At 72.3% G+C, this 25,747-nt stretch carries 28 protein-coding genes; 19 read left to right on the top strand and 9 right to left on the bottom strand.

The genetic code is table 11. From position 1 onward, the window contains the following. The first annotated feature begins 1 nt into the window (after position 1). Positions 2-1,156 (top strand): anhydro-N-acetylmuramic acid kinase, encoded by a 1,155-nt coding sequence (locus ACFF45_RS11510; RefSeq protein WP_381345394.1) that lies wholly within the window; start codon positions 2-4, stop codon positions 1,154-1,156. Positions 1,157-1,241: 85 nt separating this feature from the next. Beyond that, entirely contained in the window at positions 1,242-2,270 is a 1,029-nt protein-coding gene (locus ACFF45_RS11505) for a DUF2510 domain-containing protein (RefSeq protein WP_381345392.1), read from the top strand. A 148-nt stretch (positions 2,271-2,418) separates the two neighbouring features. Here ACFF45_RS11505 and ACFF45_RS11500 read toward each other — a convergent pair whose 3' ends face one another. Next, entirely contained in the window at positions 2,419-3,033 is a 615-nt protein-coding gene (locus tag ACFF45_RS11500; protein WP_381345391.1) for a TetR/AcrR family transcriptional regulator, read from the bottom strand. A gap of 174 nt (positions 3,034-3,207) precedes the next feature. On the opposite strand from ACFF45_RS11500, the gene ACFF45_RS11495 reads away from it, so the two are divergent. Both ACFF45_RS11495 and ACFF45_RS11490 read left to right on the top strand, forming a co-directional pair. Next, the gene (locus tag ACFF45_RS11495) at positions 3,208-3,993 is read left to right on the top strand and encodes a phosphatase PAP2 family protein (RefSeq protein WP_381345389.1); all 786 of its coding nucleotides are present in this window, start codon (positions 3,208-3,210) and stop codon (positions 3,991-3,993) included. Then, complete coding sequence (locus ACFF45_RS11490; RefSeq protein ID WP_381345387.1) at positions 3,990-4,892, top strand: DMT family transporter; 903 nt, start codon at positions 3,990-3,992, stop codon at positions 4,890-4,892. The genes ACFF45_RS11495 and ACFF45_RS11490 overlap by 4 nt, the downstream gene beginning before the upstream one ends. A 17-nt stretch (positions 4,893-4,909) precedes the next feature. Here the strand turns inward: ACFF45_RS11490 and ACFF45_RS11485 are convergent, their stop codons facing one another. Further along, positions 4,910-6,835 carry a phosphocholine-specific phospholipase C gene (locus tag ACFF45_RS11485; protein WP_381345385.1) on the bottom strand — a complete coding sequence of 642 codons (1,926 nt, stop codon included), beginning with the start codon at positions 6,833-6,835 and terminating at the stop codon, positions 4,910-4,912. Between the two features lie 63 nt (positions 6,836-6,898). Here ACFF45_RS11485 and ACFF45_RS11480 point away from each other — a divergent pair, with 63 nt between their 5' ends. The 5 genes from ACFF45_RS11480 (at position 6,899) to ACFF45_RS11460 (ending at position 11,662) form a co-directional block, all read left to right on the top strand. Beyond that, the gene (locus ACFF45_RS11480) at positions 6,899-8,470 is read left to right on the top strand and encodes a recombinase family protein (RefSeq protein WP_381345383.1); all 1,572 of its coding nucleotides are present in this window, start codon (positions 6,899-6,901) and stop codon (positions 8,468-8,470) included. A gap of 796 nt (positions 8,471-9,266) precedes the next feature. Next, complete coding sequence (locus ACFF45_RS11475) at positions 9,267-9,950, top strand: AAA family ATPase (protein ID WP_381345381.1); 684 nt, start codon at positions 9,267-9,269, stop codon at positions 9,948-9,950. Positions 9,951-10,095: 145 nt separating this feature from the next. After that, a complete protein-coding gene (locus ACFF45_RS11470) occupies positions 10,096-10,290 on the top strand; it encodes a hypothetical protein (RefSeq protein ID WP_381345379.1) in 195 nt (64 codons plus the stop codon). A gap of 689 nt (positions 10,291-10,979) precedes the next feature. Further along, positions 10,980-11,390 (top strand): hypothetical protein, encoded by a 411-nt coding sequence (locus tag ACFF45_RS11465; protein WP_381345377.1) that lies wholly within the window; start codon positions 10,980-10,982, stop codon positions 11,388-11,390. Further along, positions 11,390-11,662 (top strand): hypothetical protein, encoded by a 273-nt coding sequence (locus ACFF45_RS11460; protein WP_381345375.1) that lies wholly within the window; start codon positions 11,390-11,392, stop codon positions 11,660-11,662. Before ACFF45_RS11465 ends, ACFF45_RS11460 begins: the two co-directional genes overlap by 1 nt. A gap of 118 nt (positions 11,663-11,780) precedes the next feature. Here ACFF45_RS11460 and ACFF45_RS11455 read toward each other — a convergent pair whose 3' ends face one another. After that, positions 11,781-13,106 (bottom strand): tetratricopeptide repeat protein, encoded by a 1,326-nt coding sequence (locus ACFF45_RS11455; protein ID WP_381345373.1) that lies wholly within the window; start codon positions 13,104-13,106, stop codon positions 11,781-11,783. Between the two features lie 127 nt (positions 13,107-13,233). Here ACFF45_RS11455 and ACFF45_RS11450 point away from each other — a divergent pair, with 127 nt between their 5' ends. From ACFF45_RS11450 to tgmC, 6 genes are all read left to right on the top strand, one after another. Then, positions 13,234-13,419 (top strand): hypothetical protein, encoded by a 186-nt coding sequence (locus ACFF45_RS11450; RefSeq protein WP_381345372.1) that lies wholly within the window; start codon positions 13,234-13,236, stop codon positions 13,417-13,419. A 370-nt stretch (positions 13,420-13,789) separates the two neighbouring features. Further along, on the top strand, positions 13,790-13,993 hold the full coding sequence (locus ACFF45_RS11445; protein WP_381345370.1) for a hypothetical protein: 204 nt from the start codon (positions 13,790-13,792) through the stop codon (positions 13,991-13,993). Then, the gene (locus ACFF45_RS11440; RefSeq protein WP_381345369.1) at positions 13,990-14,184 is read left to right on the top strand and encodes a hypothetical protein; all 195 of its coding nucleotides are present in this window, start codon (positions 13,990-13,992) and stop codon (positions 14,182-14,184) included. The genes ACFF45_RS11445 and ACFF45_RS11440 overlap by 4 nt, the downstream gene beginning before the upstream one ends. Positions 14,185-14,332: 148 nt before the next feature. Then, positions 14,333-14,593 carry a putative ATP-grasp-modified RiPP gene (gene tgmA / locus ACFF45_RS11435; RefSeq protein WP_381345367.1) on the top strand — a complete coding sequence of 87 codons (261 nt, stop codon included), beginning with the start codon at positions 14,333-14,335 and terminating at the stop codon, positions 14,591-14,593. Further along, entirely contained in the window at positions 14,593-15,558 is a 966-nt protein-coding gene (tgmB, locus tag ACFF45_RS11430; RefSeq protein ID WP_381345365.1) for an ATP-grasp ribosomal peptide maturase, read from the top strand. The genes tgmA and tgmB overlap by 1 nt, the downstream gene beginning before the upstream one ends. Next, entirely contained in the window at positions 15,555-16,790 is a 1,236-nt protein-coding gene (tgmC, locus tag ACFF45_RS11425; RefSeq protein WP_381345363.1) for an ATP-grasp peptide maturase system methyltransferase, read from the top strand. Before tgmB ends, tgmC begins: the two co-directional genes overlap by 4 nt. A 130-nt stretch (positions 16,791-16,920) precedes the next feature. On the opposite strand, the gene ACFF45_RS11420 is transcribed toward tgmC, so the two are convergent. Together ACFF45_RS11420 and ACFF45_RS11415 are read right to left on the bottom strand one after the other, a co-directional pair. After that, on the bottom strand, positions 16,921-17,100 hold the full coding sequence (locus ACFF45_RS11420) for a hypothetical protein (protein ID WP_381345537.1): 180 nt from the start codon (positions 17,098-17,100) through the stop codon (positions 16,921-16,923). 290 nt (positions 17,101-17,390) lie between these two features. Further along, complete coding sequence (locus ACFF45_RS11415; RefSeq protein WP_381345361.1) at positions 17,391-18,059, bottom strand: MmyB family transcriptional regulator; 669 nt, start codon at positions 18,057-18,059, stop codon at positions 17,391-17,393. A 223-nt stretch (positions 18,060-18,282) separates the two neighbouring features. Between ACFF45_RS11415 and ACFF45_RS11410 the strand changes: the two genes are divergently transcribed. From ACFF45_RS11410 to ACFF45_RS11400, 3 genes are all read left to right on the top strand, one after another. Continuing rightward, on the top strand, positions 18,283-18,939 hold the full coding sequence (locus ACFF45_RS11410; protein ID WP_381345523.1) for a helix-turn-helix domain-containing protein: 657 nt from the start codon (positions 18,283-18,285) through the stop codon (positions 18,937-18,939). 32 nt (positions 18,940-18,971) lie between these two features. Further along, entirely contained in the window at positions 18,972-19,502 is a 531-nt protein-coding gene (locus ACFF45_RS11405; protein ID WP_381345521.1) for a toxin-antitoxin system, toxin component, read from the top strand. Between the two features lie 170 nt (positions 19,503-19,672). Then, positions 19,673-19,909 carry a hypothetical protein gene (locus tag ACFF45_RS11400; RefSeq protein WP_381345360.1) on the top strand — a complete coding sequence of 79 codons (237 nt, stop codon included), beginning with the start codon at positions 19,673-19,675 and terminating at the stop codon, positions 19,907-19,909. Positions 19,910-19,931: 22 nt separating this feature from the next. On the opposite strand, the gene ACFF45_RS11395 is transcribed toward ACFF45_RS11400, so the two are convergent. After that, positions 19,932-20,612: a 4'-phosphopantetheinyl transferase family protein gene (locus ACFF45_RS11395; protein WP_381345358.1), complete on the bottom strand. Its 681-nt coding sequence runs from the start codon at positions 20,610-20,612 to the stop codon at positions 19,932-19,934. Then, positions 20,609-21,469: a metallophosphoesterase family protein gene (locus ACFF45_RS11390; protein ID WP_381345357.1), complete on the bottom strand. Its 861-nt coding sequence runs from the start codon at positions 21,467-21,469 to the stop codon at positions 20,609-20,611. The genes ACFF45_RS11395 and ACFF45_RS11390 overlap by 4 nt, the downstream gene beginning before the upstream one ends. Before the next feature lie 295 nt (positions 21,470-21,764). Between ACFF45_RS11390 and ACFF45_RS11385 the strand changes: the two genes are divergently transcribed. Further along, positions 21,765-22,892 (top strand): ATP-grasp domain-containing protein, encoded by a 1,128-nt coding sequence (locus ACFF45_RS11385; RefSeq protein WP_381345355.1) that lies wholly within the window; start codon positions 21,765-21,767, stop codon positions 22,890-22,892. A 97-nt stretch (positions 22,893-22,989) separates the two neighbouring features. On the opposite strand, the gene ACFF45_RS11380 is transcribed toward ACFF45_RS11385, so the two are convergent. Beyond that, a complete protein-coding gene (locus tag ACFF45_RS11380; RefSeq protein WP_381345354.1) occupies positions 22,990-23,811 on the bottom strand; it encodes a sulfotransferase family protein in 822 nt (273 codons plus the stop codon). A 245-nt stretch (positions 23,812-24,056) separates the two neighbouring features. Continuing rightward, a complete protein-coding gene (locus ACFF45_RS11375) occupies positions 24,057-25,397 on the bottom strand; it encodes a 6-phospho-beta-glucosidase (protein ID WP_381345352.1) in 1,341 nt (446 codons plus the stop codon). Positions 25,398-25,747 lie beyond the last annotated feature (350 nt).

Here is a 25,747-nt window from a genome sequence, read left to right as displayed (position 1 = left end):
AATGCGGGTGATCGGGCTGATGTCCGGCACGTCCTACGACGCGATCGACGCGGCGGCGGCCGAGCTGAGCCTCGACGGCGACAGCCTGGTGCTGGAGCCGCTCGGCCTGGTGAGCGAGCCGTACGACGGGGAGCTGCGGGCGGCGCTCGCGGCGGCGCTGCCGCCGGGGACGGCGTCGGTGGCGGAGGTGTGCCGGCTGGACACCCTGATCGGGCAGGCCTTCGCTGCGGCGGCCGTGCGGGCCGACCGCGAACTGTGCGGCGGGCGGGCGGAGCTGGTCGCCTCGCACGGGCAGACGGTGTACCACTGGGCCGAGGCGGGCCGGGTGCGCGGCACCCTGCAGCTCGGGCAGCCCGCGTGGATCGCCGAGGCGACCGGGCTGCCGGTGGTCGCCGACTTCCGGCCCCGGGACATCGCCGCCGGGGGCCAGGGCGCGCCGCTGGTCAGCCTGGTCGACCTGCTGTGGCTGCGCGGCCGCCCCGGCACGCCGGTCGCCCTCAACCTCGGCGGGATCGCCAACCTCACCGCGCCGGACGGGACCGCCTTCGACACCGGCCCGGGGTGTGCGCTGATCGACGCGGCGGCCCACGACTTCAGCGGCGGGCGGCTGGCGTACGACGTGGACGGTGCGCTGGCCGCCCGCGGCCGGGTGCGTGCGGAGTTGCTGGAACGGCTGCTGGCGGAGCCGTACTACGCGCTGCCGGCGCCCAAGACGACCGGCAAGGAACTGTTCCATGTCGGCTATCTGCACGAGGCGCTGGCCCGGGCCGGCCCGCTGCCGGCCGAGGACGTGGTCGCCACGCTCACCCGGCTCACGGCGCGCACGGTCGCCGACGCGCTGCGGACGGTGGGCGCCACGGAGGTGCTCGCGTCCGGCGGCGGCACCCGCAACCCGGTGCTGATGCGGCTGCTCGGCGAGTCGCTGCCGGGCGTGGCCGTGCGCCGCTCCGACGAGCTCGGGCTGCCGTCGGACGCGAAGGAGGCGTACGCGTTCGCGGTGCTCGGGTTCCTCACGGCGCACGGCCTGCCCGGCACGGTCCCGGCGAGCACGGGCGCCCGGCACGCGAGCGTGCTGGGGTCGGTGACGCCCGGGCGGAACGGGCCCCGGCTGCCCGCGGCCGCCGGGGCCGCTCCGGCGCGGCTGGTGCTGAGGTGACCGGACGTCAGGCCGGGCGGCCGGCGTGCGCCGTGGAAGGGGTCCCTCTCATCCCGCTTTCACCGAGGCCTCATACGGTGGGGTCATGACGCAGGTGACTCCTCCCGGGTGGTACCCCGACCCCGGGCAGACAAGTGACGGTCCCGCCACCGAGCGCTGGTGGGACGGCAGGGCATGGACGGACCAGGTCCGTCCGGCGGGGTCGGCCGCGGGCTGGGGTCCCCCGGCGGGCCCCTCGCCGGCCGCCGGCACGCAGCCGGTGTACCAGGGCGGACCGGGGGCTCCGGGGCACGCGGCGTTCCCCGGGCATCCGGGGTATCCCGGATACCCGGTCCAGCCGCCGGGCGGGCGGCGGCGCGCCCTGCGGACCGGGATAGCCGTCGCGGCGGCGACCGCGGTCCTGGCCAGCATCGGCATCGGCGTGTACGCGCTGACCAAGGACGACGGCGGCGGGGCGGACCGCGCCGACTCGCAGCAGCAGGCGCCGGACGGGCGGAGCAGCGACCCGGGCGGACCCGGTGACTCGGGCGGTCCGGGCGGGGAGCCGTCCGGACCGCCCGAGGAGCCCCAGGCGCCGGAGGTCGAGGGCGGCGGCACGCTGTCCGACCCGGTGAACGGGATCAGCCTGCCGGTGCCGGAGGGCTGGACCGGCCAGTCCTTCACCGTGGGCGCGCAGATGACGTCCGACGACAGCTACCCGTGCCCCGGGGACACGTCCAAGTCGTGCACGACGGGCGGGGCGTACTCGGCGCCCGCCGAGGTGCTGGAGACCGAGGGCAGCACGCCGGAGGAGGTCGCCAAGGCGGACATCGCCGCGAACGCCGAGGAGTCGTACGGCGGGAACAGCTACGGGGAGATCACCTCGCACCAGGTGCTGGCGTCCCGGGCGGTGACGGTGGCCGGGCAGCAGGGCTATCTGGTCCGCTGGAGGGCGATCACCAGCCAGGGCGCCGACGGCCTGGTCGAGTCGCTGGTCTTCCCGTCGCCCGCCGACTCCGGCCGGCTCGTCGTGGTCCGCTTCGGCATCGACGCCGACCAGAGGGCCTCCCTCATCGACGAGATCACCCGGGGCATCAAGGTGTCGTCCGGCGGCGGCGACGGGCAGAGCGTCTGACGCCCGCGCCACGACATCCGGCCGGGCGGGGCACCTCTCCGCTCCAGAGGTACCCCACCCGGCCGGGGTGCGCGCCGCGCCCGTCCCCACGGTGCGGCGCGAGCAGGCCGGTCGTCCCGTCATCCCGTGGACGACGCGGCCTGGGTCCTCAGTCGAGGCCGAGGGCCGGCAGCACGGCCGCCTCCACGAACCTCTGCAGGTAGTCCGGGTCGGCGTCCCGGCCCTCCATGATGGGCCGTACCCGCAGCACGCCGAACAGTTGCGCGGTCACGTACGGCAGCGCCGGGTGGTCGGCGGTGACCTCCCCGCGTTCCACCCCGCGCCGCAGGATCTCCGCGATCGCGGCGTTCTCCGGCTCGATGAGCGCCTCGCGCAGCGCCTGCGCCAGTTCCCGGTCCTCCACGACCGCGTGGCCGAGCGCCTGCACGAGCCGGTGGTCGCGGCCCGACCACTCCCCCACCGCCCGCGCGGCCTGCCGCAGGTCCTCGGCCAGCGAACCGGTGTCGATGTCGGCGAACCCCACCCGGCGCCGCGAACGCAGCGCCGCCGCCACGAACTGGGGCTTGGTCCTCCACTGCCGGTACAGCGTGGACTTGCTGCACCGGGTGCTGGCGGCGACGCCGTCCATGGTCAGGGCGTCGTAGCCGTACTTGCCGATCTGCTCGATCACCGCGTCGAAGAACTCCTGCTCCCGCTCGCGCGTCAGCTTGGAGCGGCGCGAAGCGCCGACCGGGTCCGGTCGGTCCGCGGCCTGCGACGTCATCGGTCCGTCTCCTCGCTTCCGTCCGGCGGCCCGAACAGGGCCCGCAGTCCAGTGTGTCGTACGCAATCGATACGCCAGTGTACCGGTACACAGCGGTATCGGTACACTGGCGTATCGGTACGACTTCGTATCGATCAGCAGTTTCCGCACCGCCGTCAGTGAGGGGGCCGGGGGATGGACGCCCGTACCGAGCCTGCCGAGGAGGGCACCGCGACCCCGCGGCCGCCCCTCGTCCGAGAGTTCCTGCTGGTCGCGGGGCTCTTCATGGTCTACAAGTGGGGCCGGCTGCTGGAGACCGGCCACACCGCCGAGGCCTTCCGCAACGCCCGCCGGGTGTGGGACCTGGAGCGGGACGTCCACCTGCCGGGCGAGGGCCTCGTGCAGTCCCTGCTGCTGCACGACGGCGCCCTGGTGCACCTGGCCAACACCTACTACGCGACGGTCCACTTCCCGGCGACCGCCGCCTTCCTCGTCTGGCTGTACCTGCGGCGCCCGGGCCACTACGTGTGGGCCCGCCGGGTGCTCGCCGCGGTCACCGCGGCCGCGCTGGTGCTGCACCTGGCGTTCCCGCTGGCGCCGCCGCGGATGCTCGCGGCGACGGGGCTGGTGGACACCGGGCGGGTGTACGGGCCGTCGGTGTACGGCTCCCCGGAGACCGACCAGCTGGCCAACCAGTTCGCGGCGATGCCCTCGCTGCACTTCGGCTGGGCGCTCATGGTGGGGATCGGCCTGGTCGTGGCGACCCGGTCGCGCCTGCGCTGGCTGTGGCTGCTGCACCCGTCGCTGACCCTGCTGGTGATCGTCGGCACGGCGAACCACTACTGGCTCGACGCGCTCGTCGCGGCCGCGCTGCTGGGCGGGGCACTCGCGGTGATCCGGCCGACGGCGCGCACGACCGCGCCGCCCGCCCGGGCCGTCCTGCCGGCGCAGCGGCGGGCGCTCGTGGAGGCGGGCCGATGAGCGCGACCGTGCTCGCCGTCGTCCTGTCGCTGGTCTCCGCCGTCGCCTACGCGGCCGCCGCCGTCGCCCAGGAACGGCTCGCCGCCCGCACGGCGGGCGCGGCGGGCGGGCTGCGGCTGCTGGGCAGCGCCGCGTGGTGGGTGTCGGTGGCGCTGAACGCCTGCGGCGCCCTGCTGCACGTGGTGGCCCTGAGGTACGGGCCGCTCACGGTGGTGCAGCCGCTGGGGGCGCTGACGCTGGTGGCCGCGGTGCCGATGGGGGCCCGGCTGGCCGGGCGCCGGGTCAGCGCGGTGGAGTGGCGGGGCACCGCCCTCACCCTGGCCGGGCTGGGCGCGCTGCTGGTCACGGCGTCCGGGCCGGCCCCCGACGACATGCTCGGCGGGACCGAGGCGCTGGTGGTGGCGGGCTCGGCGGTTGTGCTGATCGGCGCGCTGGCCCGGCCCGGCGCCCGGCCCGGTCTGCGGCACGCCACCGCGTCCGGGGTCGCCTCCGGTGTCGGCTCCGCCCTCACCCAGACGGTGACCGTCGCGGCGACGGATGCCACGGGGCCGCTGCTCAGCGGCCAGGTCGTCGGCGTGGCCCTGCTGGTGGCGGCGTTCGCCACCGGGGGCCTGCTGCTGTCGCAGACCGCCTACCGGGGCGGGCTCGGCGCCCCGCTCGCGGTGGTGACCCTGAGCAACCCGGTGGTGGCCGCGGTGATCGGCCTGTGCCTGCTGGGCGAACGGCTCCGCGGCGGGCCGGTGGGTGTCCTGGCGGCGCTCGCGGGAGCGCTGCTGGCCTCCCGGGGCGTGGTGCTGCTGTCCCGGGCGGCACCCGGGGACCGCCCGGCGCCGCCGCCCGCGACGCCGGATCCGCAGGTGCCCCGGCCCCGGCGGCCGGAGCACCTGACCCGGCTGTGAGCGCGGCGCCCGCGCCGCTACTCGGTGACGACCGCCGGGTCGCTCACCCCCGGACGGCCGTTCTCGACGTGCCCCGCGAAGCGCCGCAGGAACGCCGGGTCGGCGTCGGACGTGACCGTCAGGTCGTACCAGCGCCGGCTCGCCGCCAGGTCGACGACGTGCCGCGCCGTCGCACCGGCGCGCACCTTCAGGGTCCTCGTGCGGCCCGTGTAGCCGTCGGCCAGCTTCAGCTGCACCGTGCCGGAGCCCTTGTTGGTGAGGGTCAGCTCGACGTCGTCGCCCGAGTGACGGGCGGTGACCTCCGGGCCGGCCGCCTTGTTCTGGCCCTCGAAGACCCGCACGAAGCCGTTGGGGCCGTGCACGGTCAGGTCGTAGGAGCCCCGGGAGTACGCCGAGTCCCAGGTGTCGGAGACGCGCTTGCCGGCCTCGGTGGTGTACTGCCAGGGCCCGTCGGTGCGGTTGCCGGAGGTCACCAGGAACGCGGCGCCGGCTTGGGCGCCGGAGGCGAAGGTCAGCGCGAACTTCCCGGCCGCCGCGTCCACCGCGCCGTCCGCCAGCGGGTCGTACCGCAGCGGGCGGGCCGGGCGCAGGCCCCGCTCCTGCTTCGGCATGTCCGGGTGGGCCGGCGGCGTCGGACGGTAGTCGGGGTGGCGCTCGCGGTCCGGCGGCCGGTAGCCGTCGGTGTCCGGCAGCGCGGCCGGCCCGGTGTCCTTGCGGGAGAAGTCGAACGCGGACGTCAGGTCACCGCAGACGGCGCGCCGCCAGGGCGAGATGTTCGGCTCCTCGACGCCGAAGCGGCGCTCCATGAAGCGCACGAGGGAGGTGTGGTCGAGGGTCTCGGAGCAGACGTAGCCGCCCTTGCTCCACGGCGAGACCACCAGCATCGGCACGCGCGGGCCGAGTCCGTAGGCGCCGGCCGGGCGCTCGGCGTCGCCCGGGTAGAGGTCCAGGGAGACGTCCACCGTGGACCGGCCCCGCGCGGCGGACTCGGGCGGCAGCGGCGGCACCACGTGGTCGAAGAAGCCGTCGTTCTCGTCGTACGTGATGAACAGGGCCGTCCTCGCCCACACGTCCGGGTTGGAGGTGAGCGCGTCCAGGACCTGGGCGATGTACCAGGCGCCGTAGTTCGAGGGCCAGTTGGAGTGCTCGCTGAAGGCCTCGGGGGCGGCGATCCAGGAGATCTGCGGCAGCGTGCCGGCCTTGACGTCGGCGCGCAGCCGGTCGAAGTAGCCGTCGCCGTTCTTGACGTCGGTGCCGGTGCGGGCCTTGTCGTACCAGGGCTCGCCGGGCACGGCGTTGCGGTACCTGTTGAAGTACAGCAGCGAGTTGTCGCCGTAGTTGCCGCGGTAGGCGTCGCTGATCCAGCCCCAGGAGCCGGCCGCGTCCAGGCCGTCGCCGATGTCCTGGTAGATCTTCCAGGAGATGCCGGCCCGCTCCAGGCGCTCGGGGTACGTCGTCCAGTCGTAGCCCAGTTCGTCGTTGCCGAGGACCGGGCCGCCGCCCTTGCCGTCGTTGCCGGTGTGGCCCGACCACATGTAGTAGCGGTTGGGGTCGGTGGATCCGATGAACGAGCAGTGGTAGGCGTCGCAGACGGTGAAGGTGTCGGCGAGGGCGTAGTGGAACGGGATGTCCTCGCGGGTCAGGTACGCCATGGTCGTGGTGCCCTTGGCGGGCAGCCACTGGTCGTACTTGCCGCCGTTGTAGGCCTGCCGGCCGTCGTTCCAGGCGTGCGGCAGGCCCTCCAGGAAATGCATGCCGAGGTCGTCGGCGTCCGGGTGGAAGGGCAGCACCTCCGTGCCGCCGTCCGCCTGGTGCCACACCGGCTTGCCGCTGTCGAGCGTCACCGGCCGCGGGTCGCCGAAGCCGCGGACGCCGCGCAGCGTGCCGAAGTAGTGGTCGAAGGATGGGCGAAGCCTCCTGTAGGTCCCTCCTGACCTGGGCAAACGGCTGTCACGCGCCCCAGTGAACAGGCGGGACAAGACACCGCCTGTAGGAGCGCGCCCGACATGAGCACGGCCACGACCACCATCGACCCGTCCAAGCTGGTTGACCTGTACTGCCGCAAGTCCAAGGAACTGGGAGAGGACGACCCCCGGCGGGAGCTGAGCACCGACTCCCAGGAGATGCAGGGGCGGCGTTGGGCGGCCCGTGAAGGACTGACCGTCCGGAAGGTGTGGACGGACATTGCGTCCGGCTTCAAAGAGAACGTGACCCGGACCGATTTCGACAACGCCCTCTCTGCGCTGGCGGCCGGTGAGACGGGCACCCTGTGGTGCTTCACCCTGGACCGGTTCAGCCGCAAGGGTGCAGAGGACCTGTTGAAGGTCATCGGCAAGACCCGCGTGTGGTTCGAGCTGGAGCACCTGGACTCCATGAATCCGTTCGACCGTGAGCGGATCATCACGGAGGCGGAGCGGGCCCGCTCGTTCTCCATGCGGCTGTCAGCCAACGTCCGGCGGACGAAGGACTACCAGCGGGAGCACGGCCAGTGGGTCTCTGGCCGTCCGCCGTACGGGTTGAAGGTCGGAGACGGCCGCAAGCTGTTCGCGGATGACGCCCCGGCGGGCGGGGGCTTCACCAAGGGAGAGGCCGCCACGCTGGCCTTGGAGAAGCTGGCCGCTGGTACGTCCGGCCCGGATGTGGTGCGGATGCTGGACGGTCACGGAATCGCCGGGCCAACCGGCGGGGGCTGGGCACTCGCCACGCTCCACGCGATGACCCGCCATCCCGCGTACGCCGGGTGGCAGATAGCCAAGGTGGACCAGCCGTCCGGCCGGGTCCGGATGCCGTACCTCAACCGCGCCGGTAAGCGCGTCCGTGTCGGCGTGGCGCTGGTCTCCGATGACGTGCTGCGTCGAGCGCAGACGTCCCTTGCGGGTAAGGCCGTGTTCCCCGCTCCGGCTGGCAGCACCAAGGCTCAGCACCTTCTCACCGATCTGCTGCGGTGTGCGGGGTGTGGACGGTCCATGTCCCGTGTCGGTCGGGCCTACCCGTGCTGGGCCCGCAACCAGGGCTCCATCTGCAAGGCCCCCGCGTCGGTCTCCATGGCGGCCGTGGAGCGCTACGTCTCCTTCCGTTGGGTCGAGCGGATCAGCGCTGCCGACATGGATGACCTTGTGTTGCACGCTGTGGCTCAGCGCTGGGCGGCCCGTCAGGCCCCTGAGAGCACCCGTGAGGAGCTGGAGGCCAGGGCTGCTCTCGCGGTCGCGGAGAAGCGACTGCGGCGCCTTCAGGAGGACCGCCAGAACGGGCTCTACGACGACCCGGAGATGGCCCGCCTGTACCCGTCTGCGCTGCGTGACGAGTCAGCCCGAGTGGCGGAGGCCCGGAAGCGCGTGGAGGCATTCACCGTGCGGAGGCTTGACGTGAGCCTGGCGGCGGACTGGGAGGCGCTGCGCTCCTCCTTTGAAGCGGCGGACAGGGAGCTGAAGCGGGATCTTGTACGCCTTGCCGTTGACCGGGTGACCGTGACCCGCGCTCCCTACCAGGGTGCGAAATTCTACGGTGAGAGTCGCTGTGTGATCGGATGGGCGGAGCCGGAGGTGGACCACGACGTGGAGGTGTTGGCCGCCGCTTAGCCGAGCGCGGAGCCGGGCCGGGGCCCATCCTCCCGTCAGGGGTGGCCCCTCCCCAGTCCGCAGCGCCCACAGGGAGGGGCGGCCCCGCCAAGGGACCGGCCCTCCTTTGCGTTGCGTCACGGTCGGCTGAGCTGACAGTGACGGAACGGGGTCCCAGGGGCAAGAAAAGTGCCCTACGACCCTTCTTCTCTATACGCGCATGTAGAAAGAAGGGTCCCAGGGCACTTTTTGTGCCCCCTGACTTTGGGAGGGCTCAGCTCCTGGCGGAGGGCGGCCCCGGTCGGTGTCACGGCCCCCAGTGAATGGAATGGACGGACCGCAGACCGTCCCACGTGCTTGGCCCCCGTTTCGCGGGTGGTGCCTCCCTGGGTTCTGCGGTCCGGGTGAGTGCGCCCCTGTGGCGGGGGTCTTTTTGCTTGGTGCATCGCGCCCCGGACGGTTCTCTCCTCCCGTCCTGGCGTCCAGGCCACGGCGGTGCACCAATACACGCGGGCGGCCATGGGCCGTCCGTTCTCCTGATGAGTCGCCAGCTCCACGGAGGGGCCCCGGCCGGATGCTCTCCCAGCGTCCCGCCGGGGCCGACTGGCGGCCGTTCACGCACCGGGCAGGGTGCCAATCAAGAACGCAGACTCCCGGCGGTGGGCCGGGCCGCCTCCAGGCAAACCAACCCATCCCCGACAGGGCCTGTCCGGCCCCGTGCTCCCAGGCTGCCCCCTGGTTGAGCGCGGAGCCGGACGGGCCCTTTTCGCGTTCCGGGGCCAAGTCGGCCCTGGAGATACCGACTGGGAGTGAACCCATGAGCACGATCAACCCCCATGACGCCCTGGACGACCGCCTCCGCAGGACGGCGGACGCCTGGCCTGTGGTGACACTGGCCTGGCATGAGCCGACGGCCCCCAAGCGGGTCCACGACGCCTATGCGGCCCTCCGGGAAGCCCTGGGCGTGGTGAACCGGCTCCGGGCCGAGTTCTACGAGCTGCGCAGGGCCGACGAACGCCAGGCCCAGGAGCGGCGGGAGGCTCACGCGGCCCACCTGGCCGGCGGCCCGGCTCCCAAGGCGTACAAGCGCGTGGACTACCTGGCCCAGCGGGAGGACAAGCTCCTGGCCCTCCAGGCGGCCCACAACAGGGCCCGGGAGCTGAGGGCCCAGTACGACAACTTGGAGCGGAACGCCGAGGTCATGGCGGAGGAGCGGGAGGCCCTGGTGAAGGCCCTGGAGGGTGAGCACGCCCGCATGGCTGAGCTGGTGGTGAACGCTGAACGCGCGTACCAGCGGTTCGCGGCCGTCAGGGGCCGCGCAATGAGCCTGTCCCTGGAGCTGGGCGACGTGGAGGCCCCGGAGGGCCTGAAGTACGCCACCGACGACGTGAACGACGGGACGGAGTGGGGCGCGATCCTCCGCGTGGCGCAGTCCACGGACCCGAAGGTAACCGGGGAGTGGCTGGTCTCCGGCCTCCAGGACGCCCACCCCAAGGCGTGACCGCCCGCGTGGGGGCCTGGCGGCACGGCCGGGCCCCTTTCCCTGTCCGGGCCCCTGGTGGGCCGCCTGAGAGGCCGTGGAGGCTGATGTGAACTTTGTTGCCTGGCTCCCAGGTCAGACAGACCGGGAGGACGCCACCGGTCGTGTGGCTCTGGCCGTCGTCAACCACCTGGCGGAGGGTTGGACGCCCCGGTCCGGCTCCGTGGATGAGGTCCGCAAGCTGGCCCCGGTGTTGGGCCTGGACCTGGCGGACGTGGATGCGGCGGACGCCCGGTACCGGGTGGGCCACATGGAGAACCCGTTCCGTGCGGAGGAGCTGGAGATGGGGACCGTTCGGTGACGTACCGATCATCGACCAACACCCGCCGAGAGGTACTGAGTTGGCTCCGGGATCACTGGGACCCGTCGGTCCCAACCCTGACGCATCGGGCCCGCATCCTGGCGGCCCTGGCCGTGGAGCGGCCGGAGCTGGTGGCCGCCATCACCAGCACGGAGTTCCGGGGCCTGTGTGCCCACGTCTTCAAGGACCCGCGTGGAGCCCACGTTCCCGGGTTCGTCCGCCACGGCCGTGAGACGGCCGACCCTAAGGGAGTGGCCGCGTGAGTCATCAGAGAACCAACGCCCGGGTGGCCGCCGTGGCCGCTGAAGTTGTGGCCCGTCTGGGCGCCACGCACTCCCACGGTCCGGACCCCACCGCATCGTCCGTGTCCACGGTCGTCCGTGTGGGTCGTGGCGGTCTGGACCCGACGGCCCGGCCGGAGAGTCAGGACCCGGCAGAGCTGGCCAGCCGTGTCCCGCGTGACGTGCGGACCGGCTGCACCGTCCGGCCGAGTGAGGCCGTGGCCTGGCTCGCATGAGCCAGACGGCCCGGTGGGACCTGGGGTATACCCCCCTCCAGAGCGGCCGGGGCATCGAAACGTGATAGCGGCCCTGTCTCTCCGCATTGCTCGGACCGCTCTTTTGCCCGTCAGCCCAGCTCAGAGGGGTCTCCCATGAGCTGCGCATCGACACACCCTGAAGGAGGGCCGCATGACCAACCACCCGACCGCCCCGGCGGGCCTCCGGGGCCGGGGGCGGGACCTATACGAGACCCTGACGGAAGCCCTGGAGTTCACGCCAGCAGAACACGCCACCCTGACGGAAGCCTGCCGGACGGCCACACTCCTGGACGACCTCCAGGAGGCCATGGACGGAGCACCGTTCACGGTTCTGGGCTCCCAGCGCCAACCGGTGGCCAACCCGCTCTTGACTGAGCTGCGCAGCCACCGGCTGGCCCTGGTCCGGCTCCTGGCGGCCCTGGACCTGCCCGACCTGGAGGACGACGACGGGGAAGGCCCGGTGTACCGGTCCGTGTCCTCCATACGTGCCCAGCGGGCGGCCAAGGCCCGATGGAGTGGCCACACCAAGCGGGCGGACCTCCGCCGGGAAGGGGGCCAGTGATGCCCCGTCCCAAGCGTCGGCCGACGACCGTACCCGAGCCTCCCCGGCTCACCCTGGACGCCTACCGACATGTGGCCGACCAGCACCCCGGAGACGGCGTGTGGGCGGCGTACTGCGTCCTCCTGGCCTACACGGACGACACACGGACGTACGAGCGCGTCACGCCCCGCCTGGCGGAGCCGGAGGACGGAGTGGCCAGTCGTCTGGCGGGCCAGCTCCAGGAGGAGCGGAAGGCCCGCACGTTGTACCCGACTCCGCGCGGGTGGACCTAGCGCTCCTCCTGACCAACCGAAAGGGCCCCGACCCTCCCCGCGTGGAGTGGTCGGGGCCCTTTGACGTACCCGCAGCCGGTTACGCGGCGCTCAGCCGGCCGTCAGCTCAGAGTGACGTTCAGGCGGCCACCGCTTGAACCCGGTCGTGCAGCTCTCGGACATGCCCGTTACGGAGGTGGGGCCGGATGAGTGACCGCATGGCCCTGATGCGCTCATCTGCGCGGCCAGACTGGACCAACGGATAGTCATCAAGCACACGGTTCCAGGTGGCGCATGCGGCCTCTAGGTGTCCCAGCTCGAATTGCCATTCCGCCAACAGGGCGTCATAGCGGACACGTGTCCGGCGGTACACGCCGTGGCGGAGCTTGGACGAAAGCTCCAAGTTCTTCACGGCCCCGGCCCGGTCTCCAAGGCCGTACTGGACCTGAGCAACGTGGTAGGCCAATGACGACGGGTCGTAACTGCCGAACGCCTTAGCTCTGGACTCTGCCTTGTCCATGGCCATCTCTGCCTGCCGCACCGACTGGAGGGCGTTGTGGCGATCTCCAGTGGCCGCGTAGGCGTGCGCCTGTTGTCCCGCCAAGAATGCCCGCATGCGCGGCCCGGCGTTGGGTGATGCTGCGGCTGCGGCGTTCGCCAGACGGAGTGCGTGGGCGCTTTGGCCTAGGTCTACCGCCTGAACGCTCATCCCCCGGAGGGTGGTGCAGTAGGTCAGGTGGTCGTCCGCCGCTCCGGCCAGCTCTAGGGCCTTGACGTAGTAACGCTGGGCCAAGCCATGAAGCCCCTCGTCCACAGCCATATACCCAGTGAGGTACAGGAGGTCCGAGGCGGCGGACAGCATGCCCTTACGCACGTCTCCGGGAGCATCGGCTCGCAGATGGGGTGCCACCGTGTTGACCAGAAATGCAGCGGCCATGGGCCGGGCGTAGCGTCCGCCGAACATGTCGTCCAGTTCCGACACCTTTTCGGTCATGGCGGTCACAGCGTCCACCTCGGCCCATCCGATGCGGCGGGAACGGCCAGTCTGGACAGCTTCCATACGGCCCACCACGTCTGGCCAGTTGGGGACGGTGAGGGCGACAGAGAACAGTGCGGCGCCCAGGACGCCACGGCGGGACGGGTCCATGTCTTGCCTCCCCAGCTCAATCAACCCCTCCACCGTATCCGCCTGGGTAGAGGTTCCCGGGGCGGGAGCGGGGAGGCCAGCCTCCGCATGGGTCACGGGGCGGCCTAGCTTGCGGGACAGGGCCTCCACGATGAACGCCCGGACCTTGGCATGAGGCATGGTTCCAGCGAGCCAGTTACTCACGGCGGGTTGTCCGTACTTCAACGGCTTTCCCGCCTCCGTTCCCAGGCGGTTGACCTCCCTGGCGAACCGGGTTTCTGACCAGCCTGTCTCATCCAGGAGACGGGCCAAGTTGAGGTTCGGCTCTTTCATGGCCATGGCCTGACTCCCCGCAGTGCGGCCAACTTTGATGGCTTTGATGCTTCGGTGTCGTTGCAACCGTACCGCGCTGCGTATTCATGCGGTTGCGTAGAGCACGAACGATCACCCCACGGAGGAGACCGTGATGCCCTACAGGAACGGTGCGCCCAAACCGCCCGTAGGCGTCCTGGTGAAAGACACGGACAAAGGCAAGGAGGGTGAGGTCATGGGCCATGAAGGCCCGTACGTCCAGCTCCGCCCGCTTGGCGGTGGTCGGGAGTGGGACGCGGACCCCGGAGCCCTGGAGCCGGTGGAGAGGACGCGTCCGTGATGGTGTTCCTCGGCCGGTACGCGGGGCCCGTGTTGATCGCGGCTGTGGCTGGCGTCTGCGGGTTCGTTCTCGGTATGGCCCTCGGTGGCTGATCAATGATCACCGGTCAGGCCACCGTTCCGGCTCCGCAGGCGGAGCCCCCGCCCACTCCCCACTGTGCCATCTGCCGCGCGGCAGCCACCACCCGCGAGCGGGCCCGCCAGGTCGGCAGCCCGTTGAGTGTCCGCGCGGCAAGCGACACGATCCGCGAGCATCCCCACCGGAGGGTCCAGTGACCGTCAGAACCGTCCCCCGCACGCCGGTACCCCCTCGGCCCCCGGTCATCCGGCCCCGGGCGGAGACGGGTTACCCCAGTCCGGAGGCGGTGCCCGTGGGCGGGATCGTCGTGGACAAGGACAAGGAGATGGTGGCCAGGGTCGATGAGATCGACGGCCGCTGGGTGGAGGTTTCCCGGCCCACGGGCCTGTCCTGGCGGGTCAACTGGATGAGGCTCCGGCCCGCCACTGAACGGGAACACCACCAGCTCCGGGCGCTGGGCAGGCTTCACCAGCAGCAGCGCCGGGGCATGCCGTGAGTGCTCCTGACCCGCAGGCCACCGCCGACCCGTACGCCCGCCCCCCGTACGAGGAGAGCCCCACCGACTGGTGGACGCCGCACGAGGGAGTGCGGGACGTGCGCTCCGGCGTCGTCTACTTCCCACCTGGCTCCAACCCGCCCCGCTCGCCGCACTGCCCGCTGTGTCAGAGGAAGGACGGCAGCAACTGAACTCCGTCCCCGCCGGACGCCTTCGGAGCGGTCCCCCACCGTCTTCCGGAGTCCCGGCGGGGGCGGGCACAACCCTGTTCCGGCCGTCTGCGTGACGGTCGGCGGCTGGGACGGGCCCGCATCCGAGACCGAAGAGAGAGGGAAGGTCATGCAGACCACCGCCACCGCGCCCGCGCGCGTCCCCTGGGGCATCAGCCGCATGCGCCCCTACCCCAGCACCTACCAGCCCGGCTACGCGACGGCCGCACTCGACCCCGCCACCCAGACGACCGTCTTCCGCGATGAGCGCGGCGGTGTCGTGGAGATGGGCAAGCACGGCACCAGCAAGGGCACCGAGACGCAGCCGCAGTCCACCAACCAGGACAGCCGCAACGACACCGACCACGACCAGGACAGCGAGCAGGACTGATGAGCCACGCTGGACCGGTCGCGGTGGTCACCGAGGTGGACGACGTGACCGCTGACATGGTGATCACCGAGCTGAACAAGCGCGGTGTCCCGGTCGTGCGGTTCGACCCGTCCGACATCGGTGACCGCCTCTTACTGTCGGCCCGGTTCGGCGCCAGCCTGGAGGCCGCCCCCGCCGGCCACCTCCGCACGCCCTCCAGGGACACCACCCTGGAGGGCGTGCGGTCCCTGTACTGGCGCCGCCCGACCTGGCCCCACTTCGAGCACCTGGACGACCCCGACGCCCGGTTTGCAGCCGCCCAAGTCCGTCACGGCCTGGGCGGCACTCTCTACGCGTTGGCGAACTGCCGCTATGTGAACCACCCGCTGAGCAACTACGCTGCCGAACACAAGCCGATGCAGTTGGCCGTGGCCGAACGGCTCGGCCTCACGGTGCCGCCCACCCTGATCTCCAACGACCTGGAGGCCGTCCGTGCCTTCATCACCGAGCACGGCCAGGCGATCTACAAGACACTGCGCTGGACTCCCTACCGGCGCAGTGACGGCGTGGGGCTGACCACCTGGACGGAGCCTGTCACCGCCGACGAGGTGGACGAGAGCGTGAGCGTGGTCCCGCACCTGTTCCAGGCCCGCGTCAACAAGGTCGCAGACGTGCGGGTGGTCGTCGTCGGCCCGAAGGTGTTCGCTATCAGGATCGACTCTGACCTGTTGGACTGGCGGGCGGACTACAGCGTCCTGACCTACACGCCCATGACTCTGCCCAGCGGGGTGGAGAAGGCACTGACCGCCCACCTGGAGCATTTCGGCCTTGCATCCGGCAGCTTTGACCTGTGCATCACCCGTGATGGTGACCTCCAGTGGCTGGAGCTGAACCCGAACGGCCAATGGGGTTGGCTCGAAGACGAGACCGGGCTGCCGATCGCCGCCGCTTTTGCTGACCTCTTGGAGCAAGGAGCCACAACGTGACCCACTCCGACCCCGCGAACCTCCGCCGCGTTCTGGCTGACCACCTGACAGACGGAGGAGTCCTGAAGACGCCTGCATGGCGGGAGGCCGTCGAGTCCGTACCCCGGGAACTGTTTCTCCCGTCGTTCTTCAAAGACGAGCCAGGCCCCAACGGCATCACCCAGTACGTCCCCGTCCGCCAGGACACCGACCGGGACGAGCGGCTGGCTCTCGTCTACCAGAACGAAACCTTGGTGACCCAGCTCGACGGCCACCTCACCGCCGACACCGCCGACGGGCCGGTGACCGGCTTTCCCACCTCCTCCTCCACCATGCCGTCCACCGTCGTGGGGATGCTGGAATCCCTGGACGTGGACGACGGGATGAAGGTCCTGGAGATCGGTACGGGCACCGGCTACTCCACGGCCCTGCTGTGCCACCGGCTGGGAGAGGACAACATCACCAGCGTGGAAGTGGACCCTGCCGTGTCGCAGCGGGCGGACGCGGCCCTGGAGACGGCGGGGTACTCGACGTGGACCGTCGCCGGGGACGGCTTGCTAGGCCACCCTCACCGGGCCCCGTATGACCGCACCATCGCCACATGTGCCGTCCGCCGCATCCCCTACGCGTGGGTCAGGCAAACCAAGCCCGGCGGGGTCATCCTCGCCACCGTGGGGCCCAGCGCTTGGTCCTACGGCACCGGCCTGGCGAAACTCACCGTCAAGGACGACGGGACCGCAGAGGGCCGGATCATCGGCCGAACCTCGTTCATGCCTGCCCGAGCGGAGGCGGCCGTCCCGCTCTCCGGCGACCTGTCCGCCCGCGCCGCCTACGCCGACACCGAGCGGCGGAGCAACCTCTCCCCCGACATCCTGAACGACTGGGTGCCCGCCTTCCTGGCCCAGCTCGCCGCACCCGGTACCCAGCTCGTACGGGCGGTCAGCGAGAGCCGAGAGACGGTCTACCTGTTCGACACGGCCCGTGAGGCGTTCGCCGCCCTCACCGCCGACGGGGACGACTGGAACGTCCGGCAAGGGGGACCAGTCGCCATCTGGGACGCCATCGAGAACGCGCTGACGGCGTGGCGGGACGCTGGCGAACCCGACATCACCACCGTCCGCATGGAGGTCACGCCCAAGGCACATGCGTACTGGATCGGCGGACAACAGATCACCACCGATGCCCGCTCTTACTGGATCGGTGAACGGGGCGGCCTTCGCTGGACGCACCCACACCCCCCGTTGAGCGTCTGACCCCCGCCGCGCGAGTGGGGCGGTCCTGCCCCGACGCCTACCGGAGCATCCCCTCCAGCCCGTCTGTCCGGTGCATTAGGCGGCGGGCCCTATGGCGGGCCTGGAGGTGGTTCTAGACTTACAGGAGGCTTCAACCATCCAAAGAGCGGTTCTCCTGCATCAGGACGACGATGTGCTCGACATCCTCGATCGTCCCCTTGCGGTGGTTGGCCGGCAGTGCGGCGGCGCGCTCGATGCTGCTCGCCAGGGCGGTGAAGGCCGTGGTGGCCCCCGCGATCTGGAGGAATCTGCGCCGGTTGACGTCGGGCATGAGTGAGGGACCTCTCGTCCTGGAGGAGTTGCACCGGCCGGGTGATGACGGAATGCGCGCGGTGGGAGTGTTCCAAGGGCACCGAACGTCGGGGAAGGCTGTGATGGCGCCGTTGTGAAACTCGCGAGTACGCGGGGTGCGCCGGGGAGGGCCGCGTGATCGCGGGCCCTCCGGGGCGGGACGGCACGGGACGCCGCGGTGCGGTGCCGCCCTGCGCGGAGACGGGGCACGCGGCCGGTCCCCGGCCCGACCGTGGCGCCGTCGGCGACCTGAACGCCGACGGTGCCCGGTCAGGCCTCGGGGGTGGACACCACCGTGAGATGGCTCGCGGTGCGGCGGACGCGGGGGCGGCGGCGCGGGGCGGCGGGACGGCGCGGCTCGCGCAGCACCAGCGTGAACCGGGTGCAGCCCATGTCCCGCAGGGTCCGCGGCGCCTCGGCGACGATCCGGCACTCGGTGGCGCCCCAGCGCGGATCCGGGTGCAGCAGCGGACGGACCGACCCGTCGTGCTCGACGGCGGCCTCGCCGACCTCGCGCACCCAGTGCGGCAGCCCGTGCCGGTAGGCGGCCTCCATGATGGGGTCCTGCGCGATCTCCCGGCGGATGGCCTGGAGGCCGTGGTCGTGGCCGTGCCGCTCCACGGCGGCGGCGAAGTGGGCCAGCATCGGCAGGCACCAGCGCGACTCGTGCTCACCGAGCACCCCGGCGGCATCCGGGTGGAACAGCACGAACCGCAGGAAGTTGTCGTCCGGCATGGCCGTCGGGTGCGGCGCGACGGCGCGGAACAGCGACGCGAACGCGCTGTTGGCCAGCACGACGTCCCAACGGCGGTCGACGACCACGGACGGGAAGGGCACCGCCTCCATCAGGGCGGCGTAGTCCTGGAGATACGCCTGGGCTTCCGGATCCTCGGGGACGGACCGCAACGCGGACCGCTGCCCTCCTGCCTGCTGTGCCATCGGGAGGTCACCCCTCTTGCCTATGCGGCCTTCACGCGGCGCCACGATCCTGCTGCCCAGAAGCTTGCCGTGTCAACTATCGTGGCATTTCATGCCGGTGGACGGCTGGAATTGGCCACAGTTGTGGCGAGACCTGGATGTGAGTTCGAACCACCCGCTACTCTCCGGGAAGTTCACGGCAACCACTCGCGAGAAGTACGTGAGAGACGTAGGAGACCTGTCGGTGACGGATGGCTACGAGGTTCCGGGCGCCACGGCGACGGCCACCCTGCCGGCCGTGATCGCCCGCGTCACCACGCTCGCCGACCGGCTCGGGGTGCCGCACGCGGAGGTCTTCGACACCGCCCGGCTCTCCGTGGCCTGCGGTGTCCCCGAGCCCGTCGTCCGGGACCTGCTGCGCGGCCGCCCCGCCGGCGAGCCGGACGTGCAGGCGCGGTTCCTGCAACGCCTGGACCTGCTGCGCCGCACCCGGCTGAAACCCAACGGGCGCAAGTACACCCAGCAGGAGATCGCCGACGGCGCCGGCATGTCCCGGCAGCAGGCGGGCGCCCTGATCAACGGCGACCGGCGCCCCACGATGGAGCACTGCGACGCCATCCAGCGCTTCTTCCGGGTGCGCGCCGGCTTCCTCACGGCCGAGGATCCCGAGGCGCTCGCGGACACGCTCCAGCGCACCGAGCAGGAGCTGTTGCAGAAGCTCGCCGACCGGGAGCGGGAGGCGGCCGCGGCGGCCGACGATCCACTGGAGCGGCTGCTCCAGGACCACGGCGTGCGCGGGATCGCCTGGCGGGCCGCCCAACTCCCCACCGACCAGCACCGCGACAAGGTCGCCGAATGGCTGGACATGCTCCTGGAGAGCGTCAAGCGGCCCGAGTCGTGATCCGGGAGAGAACTGTGGGCATCGGTAAGCAAATGCGCCGCCTGTGCGGCGAGCTGGTCGCGGAGCTGTCCCTGCCCGCGCCGGCCCGCCCCGCGGACCTGTACGCCGCGCTGTGCGACGCGATGAGCAGACGCCGCGGCCGCCCCGTCCACTTCCGTACGTCCGCCTTCCCGCCCGGCACGGCCAGCGGGCTGTGGCTCGACATGGCCGACCGGGACCTCGTGGTCATCGAGGAACGCACCGCTCCCGAGCACCAGTTGGTGATCCTCGGGCACGAGCTGTGGCACATGAAGGCCGGGCACTGCAGCCATCACGTCGCGGGCGCCGCGGTGGCGGCCCGTTTACTCCACGACGACGCCGACCTCCAGGCGACCGTCCTGAAGGTCGCCGCCCGCACCCGCTTCGACCTGGCCGACGAGAAGGAGGCGGAGAGCTTCGGGCTGCTGCTCGCCAGCAAGTGCCGCACCTGGCTGGCCGGTTCGGCGCTCAGGGGGCCGGTGCAGCGCGATCACCTGGCGGGGCGGATCGAGGCGTCGCTGGGCTACCTCGGCCCGCAGCACTGACGTTCCCGCCCCGGCGCGGAGGCGGTCGGGCGCTGCGCTGAGTGGGCGAACCGGGGCGCGGCCGGGCCGCATTGTCAGTGGCGGACGGCAAGCTGGGAGTGCGCCGTCGAACGGGGGCGTACGTGCCCTGCGGGCGCGTGTGGCGACGACGAGGCGGGGAGAGCCGACCGATGCCCACTGCCGTACTGACCGACCGGGAACGCACCGCCGTCCAGGCCTACCTGCGCCTGCTGCACACCGTGCGCGCGGCGTTCGACACCGCGGCCGGCCCACCGGAGGCCCGCCGCCCGCCCGTGGTCCCGCCCGCCGTGCTCGCCGAGGCGGAGCAGGCGCTGGCCGAGGCGGGCCTGACGGGCAACGAGGAGGCGTTCTTCCACCTGCTGCGGAGCTGGTGCCCGGAGCACTGAGCGGGGCGGCGGCCGCACGCCGTCAGGCGTGCGGCACCGTCACCGAGGTCGCCACCAGTCCCCGCTGGACCGTCCACCGGCCGTCGAAGGAGCCGAGGCGGCGGCCGCCGACCACGGGCCCGGGGACGAGGAGTCCGGCGCGGAACCGGCCGTGCGGCGCGCCGTCGGGGCCGGCCTCGATCTCGATGTCGGCCTCCGCGAAGTCCAGCCACTTCCGGGTGAGCGGGAACCACGCCTTGTAGACCGACTCCTTGGCGCTGAACAGCAGGCGCTCCCAGTGCACATCCGGACGGCGGGCGGTGAGCCGGCGCAGCCGGTCCTGCTCGCCGGGCAGGGCCACGGCCTCCAGCACGCCGGCCGGGAGCGGCGCGTGCGGTTCGGCGTCTATGCCGAGGGAGGCCAGGTCGGTGGCGCGGACCAGGGCGGCGGCGCCGTAGCCCTCGCAGTGGGTCATGCTGCCGACCAGGCCGGCCGGCCAGCCGGGCGCGCCGCGCTCGCCGGGCAGGACGGCCTGGGGGGGCACGCCCAGCTTCTCCATGGCGCGGCGGGCGCAGGTCCGGACGACGGCGAACTCCCGCCGCCGTTTGTCGACCGCCTGCGCGACGATGGCCGCCTCCTCCGGGTACAGCGGCGCGGGCTCGGTCCCGTCGTCGCCGTGCACCTCCACCGACACCACCGACTCGGGCAGCAGTTCCTCGATCACGGCGTCGTGCCCTCCGTCGGCAGGATCCGGCGCAGTCGGCCCGGCGGCTCCTTGCGCTTGCGCCACTCGCGCGGGTAGCCCACCGACACCTCCTCGAAGCGGACGCCCTCGTGCCAGGTGGTCCGCGGGATGTGCAGATGGCCGTAGACCATCGTCGCCACCCGGAAGCGGCGGTGCCAGTCGGCGGTCAGCCGGGTGCCGCACCACATGGCGAACTCCGGGTACCACAGCACCTCGGTCGGGTGACGGTCCAGGGGGTAGTGGTTGACCAGCACGGTCGGCAGGTCCTCGGGGATCTCGGCGAGCCGCCGCTCGGTCTCGGCGACCCGCGCCCGGCACCAGTCCTCCCGCGTGGGGTAGGGGTCGGGGTGCAGCAGATGCTCGTCGCTGCAGACGATCCCGGTCGAGTGGGCGTAGGCCAGCCCCTCGTCCTTGGTGGAGCAGCCGGCCGGCAGGAACGAGTAGTCGTACAGCAGGAACAGCGGCGCCACGGCGACCGGGCCGCCGGGGCCGTCCCACACCGGGTACGGGTCCTCGGGCGTCGTCACGCCCAGTTCCCGGCACATCTCCACCAGGTGCTCGTAGCGGGCGACGCCGCGCAGGGTGACGGTGTCGGACGGGTGGGTCCACAGCTCGTGGTTGCCGGGCACCCAGATCACCTTGCGGAAGCGGCCCGCGAGGGTCTCCAGCGCCCACCGGATGCGGGCCACGCTCTCCGCGACGTCCCCGGCCACCAGCAGCCAGTCGTCGTCGGTCTCGGGGCGCATTCTCTCGACCAGCTCGCGGTTCTCCGCGTACCCGATGTGCAGGTCGCTGATGGCCAGCAGCTGACCGGCACCGCCGGCCGTCGATGTCACCTGTCGTCCCCCTCACGATCACATGGTCGGGACCACGACAACACATCCGCGCCTCGGTCGGCAAGGGCAACAGGGGTGTACCGGCGAGGCGGCCGGATCCGGTGGTACGGGTGGGTGAGGGCGGGCATTCCGTAACCCGCACGTTGCACGCGCCGCGGCCGGGAAGCCGTATGATCGCCCCAACACCACCGCCGCGAAGCTCCCTTCCTTGAGGGGCGGTTCGGTGTCCCCTCCTCCACCCCAGGCCGGGCCGGCCTCGCTCCGCCGTGCCCGCGAACCGTGAAAGGCGGCCTGCATGGTCTCTCGCGTACGCGTCTGGCTCAACCGCACGTACGCGGAGAACGTGTTCTTCATGGATCAGCTGCGGAGAAATCCCAGCGACCGGGCCGTCGAGATCCATGCCACCCACGGCGACCCCGACTCCCCCGTCCTGGCCGCCGCCGACACCGCCGACCTGGAGCCCGAGGGACTGTCCCCCGCCGCATACGTGGAGTTCGCGCTGGACCTGTGCGCGCGGCGCTCGATCGACGTGTTCGTGCCGCGTCTGCACCAGGCGGCGATCGTGGCGCACCGCGCCGAGTTCGAGGCGGTCGGCACGGCGCTGCTGGCGCCGCCGCCGCAGGCCGTGGCCGTCTTCCAGGACAAGGTGATCGCTTACGAGGCGGTGCAGGCGATCGGCGTGCCGGTCCCCCCGTGGTGGCGGGTGCGCGGCGCCGGCGAACTGCTGGCCGCCGTGGAGGAGTTGGAGGCGGGCGGGCACAAGGCCTGCTTCAAGCCGGCGTCCGGGGCGGGCGGGGTCGGCTTCCGGGTGATCACGCGCGCCCCCTTCTCGCTGCTGCACCTCGACGGCTTCCCCACGCCGTACGTGCAGCTCGACCTGGTGCTGCGGGCGCTGCGGGAGGCCGAGGAACCAGTGGACTGGCTGGTGATGCCGCGGCTGGAGCAGCCGGAGGTGTCCGTCGACTGTCTCACCGGGCGCGACAACCTGGTCCGGCTGGCGGTCGGGCGGACGAAGCACGGGCGGCGCCGCGGTTTCACGCTGCACGAGCAGTTCCTGGAGCCGGCGCGGCGGATCGCCGAGGGGTTCGGGCTGCATCACCTGTCCAACATCCAGTTCCGGATGTTCGGTGAGCGGCCGGTCCTGATGGACGTCAACGCGCGTCCCGCCGGGGGGCTGCACCAGTTGTCGCTGTGCGGGGTCAACGCGCCGTGGGCCGCCGTGCGGCTGGCTCTCGGCGACGACCCCGGGCAGATCGTGCCGCCGTTCCTCGGGCAGGACTACACGGTGGTGTCCGGCCCGCGGCCGCTGCGGCCGGTGTCCGTATCCGCGCGGCGGACGGAACAGGAGGCGGCGGCACCGGTGCGGCCGGCCGTCCCCGCGCACGCGCAGGCCGCGTCCGCGGCGGAGGTCCTGCCGCTCTAGAGCCTGTCCGGCCATGGCGCGCCCGGAGGGGACACGAGGGCGGGGCTCGTCGCCCCGCGCCCCGCTTCTCCCGCCGGGCGCCGTGGTGCGCGGCGGGTTAGGCCGGGTACCCCCAGTCCCTCGCCAACTGCGCCAGCCGCGGCGGGAGTTCGGCGGACGGGTCGGCCGCGCGGGCGGGCTGGATGCGGCCCGACTTGATGGTGCTGCTCCAGTCACCGAGCTGCGGGCGGAACGTGCCGTGGTCGCGGCTGCCGTAGTCGAGCATGCCGCTCTCCCACTCGACCCCGAGGTACGCGCACACGCCGCGCGTCGTCCGCTCCGGCTCGGCGGTGAGTTCCTCGTACGTGATCACGTGCGCGTCGAGGCTGCGGCGCGCCTCGTCGAGCTTCTCGGCGTACGCCAGCACCTCCCGGTGGATGGCCCCGACGTCGGGGTCCTGGCGGCGGTCCGTCAGGGAGGCGATGATCGCGCCCGGGTGGCGGAGCAGGAGGATGTAGCGGGCGTTGGGCCAACATCGCTGGAGCCGGGGCCAGATCAGGGTGTTGGGCGGCGTCTTGTCGACGATGACGTCCTTGCCGCTGCGGGTCAGTTCCAGGTGCAGGATGCGGTCCCACAGGACGTGCTCCAGCTCCTGCCGGTCGAGCTGGAGCTCCTGCATGGCGGCCGGCGTGAAGCTGCGGGTGAGCTGGACGTGCACCGTGCGCAGGTGCATCTCGTGCGGGGCCCGGACGCGGCTGTGGCTGTTGAGCAGGACCCGCAGCAGGGTCGAGCCGGAGCGCACCGAGGAGAGCACGAAGACCGGCGAGTCCACCAGCCGCGGGGCGCGCGGAGCGGTGTAGGCCGGCGTCTCCGGCGTGGCGGTCCGGGGTGCGGGGATGGCGTTCAGGACGCGGCGGGGCGGACTCACCGCCTGCATCATCAGCCTCCCTCGACGCCTCAGCCCCTTGCCGATCGAAGACTTACGCGGGTCTTGCACCGTGACACCTCTCTGTTGCGCCGTGCCTCCGAATGTCACGGGCAACAGGCGAACTGCAGATGTCCAAAGAGCGAAGCACAGGGGTCACAGATGGCTGCTTACCGCCGGTGACCTGGCGCTTCGCCCCTTCCTTAAAACTTCCTACGAGTTGGAGGACCGGATGCGCGGGGGCCGCCGTTCCGCCGGCGCTACCCGAGGTACGCCAGGCCGGGGTGGACGGCCGTGTACCCGTCGACGAGCCGCCGGGCCACGGAGACCGAGTCGACCAGCGGATGCAGCGCGAAGGCCTGCACGGCCGTCGACCGCGAGCCCGACTCGGCGGCCGCCAGCACCTCCCGCTCGACCGCCTTCACCGCGCAGACCAGGCCGGTTGCGTGGCCCGGCAGCGGGTCCACGGCCACCGGGTGCGCGCCGTTGGCGTCGACCAGGCAGGGCACCTCGATCACCGCGTCGGCGTCGAGCACCGTCAGCGTGCCGCGGTTGCGGACGTTGAGGATCAGCGTGGTGCGCTCGTCCCGCGCGACGGCCCGCATCAGCGCCAGCGCCACCTTCTCGTAACCGCCGGAGAGGTCGTCGGCCGCGCGCTCGCCCGCGCCCGCCGTCTCCCGGTTCTCCGCCATGTAGGTGGCCTCGCGCTCGGCGCGGGTCGCCTCCCAGGCCCGCAGCGCGGAGGCGCCCGGGGTGCGCGCCCGCGCGTAGAACCGGGCCTGCTGGTCGCGCAGGAAGGCGCCCCGCGTGAGCTTGGCCTCCTGGTAGGCGCGGACCGTCTCCCGGTTGAAGTAGTAGTAGTGCAGGTACTCGTTGGGGATCGCGCCCAGCGACCGCAGCCAGTCGGCGCCGAACAGCCTGCCCTCCTCGAAGGAGCCGAGCAGACCGGGGTCGGCGAGGAGGCGCGGCAACTCGTCCCGGCCGGCGACGCGCAGGCCGCGCACCCAGCCGAGGTGGTTGAGGCCGACGTAGTCGATCCACGCCCGTGCCGGGTCGCGCACGCCGAGCACGCGGGCGATCCGGCGGCCCAGGCCGACCGGCGAGTCGCAGATGCCGATGACACGGTCGCCGAGGTGGCGGGACATCGCCTCGGTGACCAGTCCGGCCGGGTTGGTGAAGTTGATGACCCAGGCGTCGGGCGCCAGGCGGGCCACGCGCCGGGCGATGTCGACCGCCACCGGCACGGTCCGCAGGCCGTAGGCGATGCCGCCCGCGCCGACCGTCTCCTGGCCGAGGACTCCCTCGGCGAGCGCCACCCGCTCGTCGTCGGCGCGCCCCTGGAGGCCGCCGACCCGGATCGCGGAGAACACGAAGTCGGCGCCGCGCAGCGCCTCGTCGAGGTCGGTGGTGGCGGTCACCTCGGGCGCGCCGGGGACCCCGGCGGCCTGTTCGGCCAGGACACGGGTGACGGCGTCCAGCCGGCCGGCGTCCAGGTCGTGCAGCACGACATGGGTGACCCCGCCCTCGGCGTGATCCCCGAGGAGCGCCCCGTACACCAGCGGCACCCGGAATCCGCCGCCGCCCAGCATCGTCAGCCTCACGCTCGCACCTCTCCCGCCGCGGCCACGTCGGCGCCGGCCGCGGCCGGGGTGAGGAAGCCGACCAGAGAGCGCCACCCGCGGCGGACCGTGCCGCCCGGCACCTTACCGCCCGTCCGGCGCGCGTCCGCGCACGCCAGGGGCCCGCCGGCCGGCCGCTGGACCGCCATCGGGGCCACCCCGCGTCTTCCGGGCGGCCTCATCGGGCGGTTCCGGGATCACGGCGTCCTCCGGCCCGAGAGTGACGGCCAGCCGGGCGCGCGGGCGCCGGGCTGTACGAGCGGGACGCCGCCGCGCCCGGCCGCCGCCGGACGCACGGCGGCGGGGCGCCCGACGCCGGCGGCTCCGGCGCG

Source organism: Streptomyces cinereospinus (genome assembly GCF_042430725.1).
GTDB classification, from domain to species: domain Bacteria; phylum Actinomycetota; class Actinomycetes; order Streptomycetales; family Streptomycetaceae; genus Streptomyces; species Streptomyces cinereospinus.
Note: the sequence above shows the minus strand (reverse complement) of the source record. Positions and strands in the feature narration are given on the sequence as shown.

Bases quoted from the DNA above. Each gene is read 5' to 3' on its own strand.
- ACFF45_RS11510 (WP_381345394.1), top strand. From the start codon at position 2: ATGCGGGTGATCGGGCTGATGTCCGGCACGTCCTACGACGCGATCGAC.
- ACFF45_RS11505 (WP_381345392.1), top strand. From the start codon at position 1,242: ATGACGCAGGTGACTCCTCCCGGGTGGTACCCCGACCCCGGGCAGACA.
- ACFF45_RS11500 (WP_381345391.1), bottom strand. From the start codon at position 3,033: ATGACGTCGCAGGCCGCGGACCGACCGGACCCGGTCGGCGCTTCGCGC.
- ACFF45_RS11495 (WP_381345389.1), top strand. From the start codon at position 3,208: ATGGACGCCCGTACCGAGCCTGCCGAGGAGGGCACCGCGACCCCGCGG.
- ACFF45_RS11490 (WP_381345387.1), top strand. From the start codon at position 3,990: ATGAGCGCGACCGTGCTCGCCGTCGTCCTGTCGCTGGTCTCCGCCGTC.
- ACFF45_RS11480 (WP_381345383.1), top strand. From the start codon at position 6,899: ATGAGCACGGCCACGACCACCATCGACCCGTCCAAGCTGGTTGACCTG.
- ACFF45_RS11475 (WP_381345381.1), top strand. From the start codon at position 9,267: ATGAGCACGATCAACCCCCATGACGCCCTGGACGACCGCCTCCGCAGG.
- ACFF45_RS11465 (WP_381345377.1), top strand. From the start codon at position 10,980: ATGACCAACCACCCGACCGCCCCGGCGGGCCTCCGGGGCCGGGGGCGG.
- ACFF45_RS11460 (WP_381345375.1), top strand. From the start codon at position 11,390: ATGCCCCGTCCCAAGCGTCGGCCGACGACCGTACCCGAGCCTCCCCGG.
- ACFF45_RS11455 (WP_381345373.1), bottom strand. From the start codon at position 13,106: ATGGCCATGAAAGAGCCGAACCTCAACTTGGCCCGTCTCCTGGATGAG.
- ACFF45_RS11450 (WP_381345372.1), top strand. From the start codon at position 13,234: ATGCCCTACAGGAACGGTGCGCCCAAACCGCCCGTAGGCGTCCTGGTG.
- tgmA (WP_381345367.1), top strand. From the start codon at position 14,333: ATGCAGACCACCGCCACCGCGCCCGCGCGCGTCCCCTGGGGCATCAGC.
- tgmB (WP_381345365.1), top strand. From the start codon at position 14,593: ATGAGCCACGCTGGACCGGTCGCGGTGGTCACCGAGGTGGACGACGTG.
- ACFF45_RS11420 (WP_381345537.1), bottom strand. From the start codon at position 17,100: ATGCCCGACGTCAACCGGCGCAGATTCCTCCAGATCGCGGGGGCCACC.
- ACFF45_RS11415 (WP_381345361.1), bottom strand. From the start codon at position 18,059: ATGGCACAGCAGGCAGGAGGGCAGCGGTCCGCGTTGCGGTCCGTCCCC.
- ACFF45_RS11405 (WP_381345521.1), top strand. From the start codon at position 18,972: ATGCGCCGCCTGTGCGGCGAGCTGGTCGCGGAGCTGTCCCTGCCCGCG.
- ACFF45_RS11400 (WP_381345360.1), top strand. From the start codon at position 19,673: ATGCCCACTGCCGTACTGACCGACCGGGAACGCACCGCCGTCCAGGCC.
- ACFF45_RS11385 (WP_381345355.1), top strand. From the start codon at position 21,765: ATGGTCTCTCGCGTACGCGTCTGGCTCAACCGCACGTACGCGGAGAAC.
- ACFF45_RS11380 (WP_381345354.1), bottom strand. From the start codon at position 23,811: ATGATGCAGGCGGTGAGTCCGCCCCGCCGCGTCCTGAACGCCATCCCC.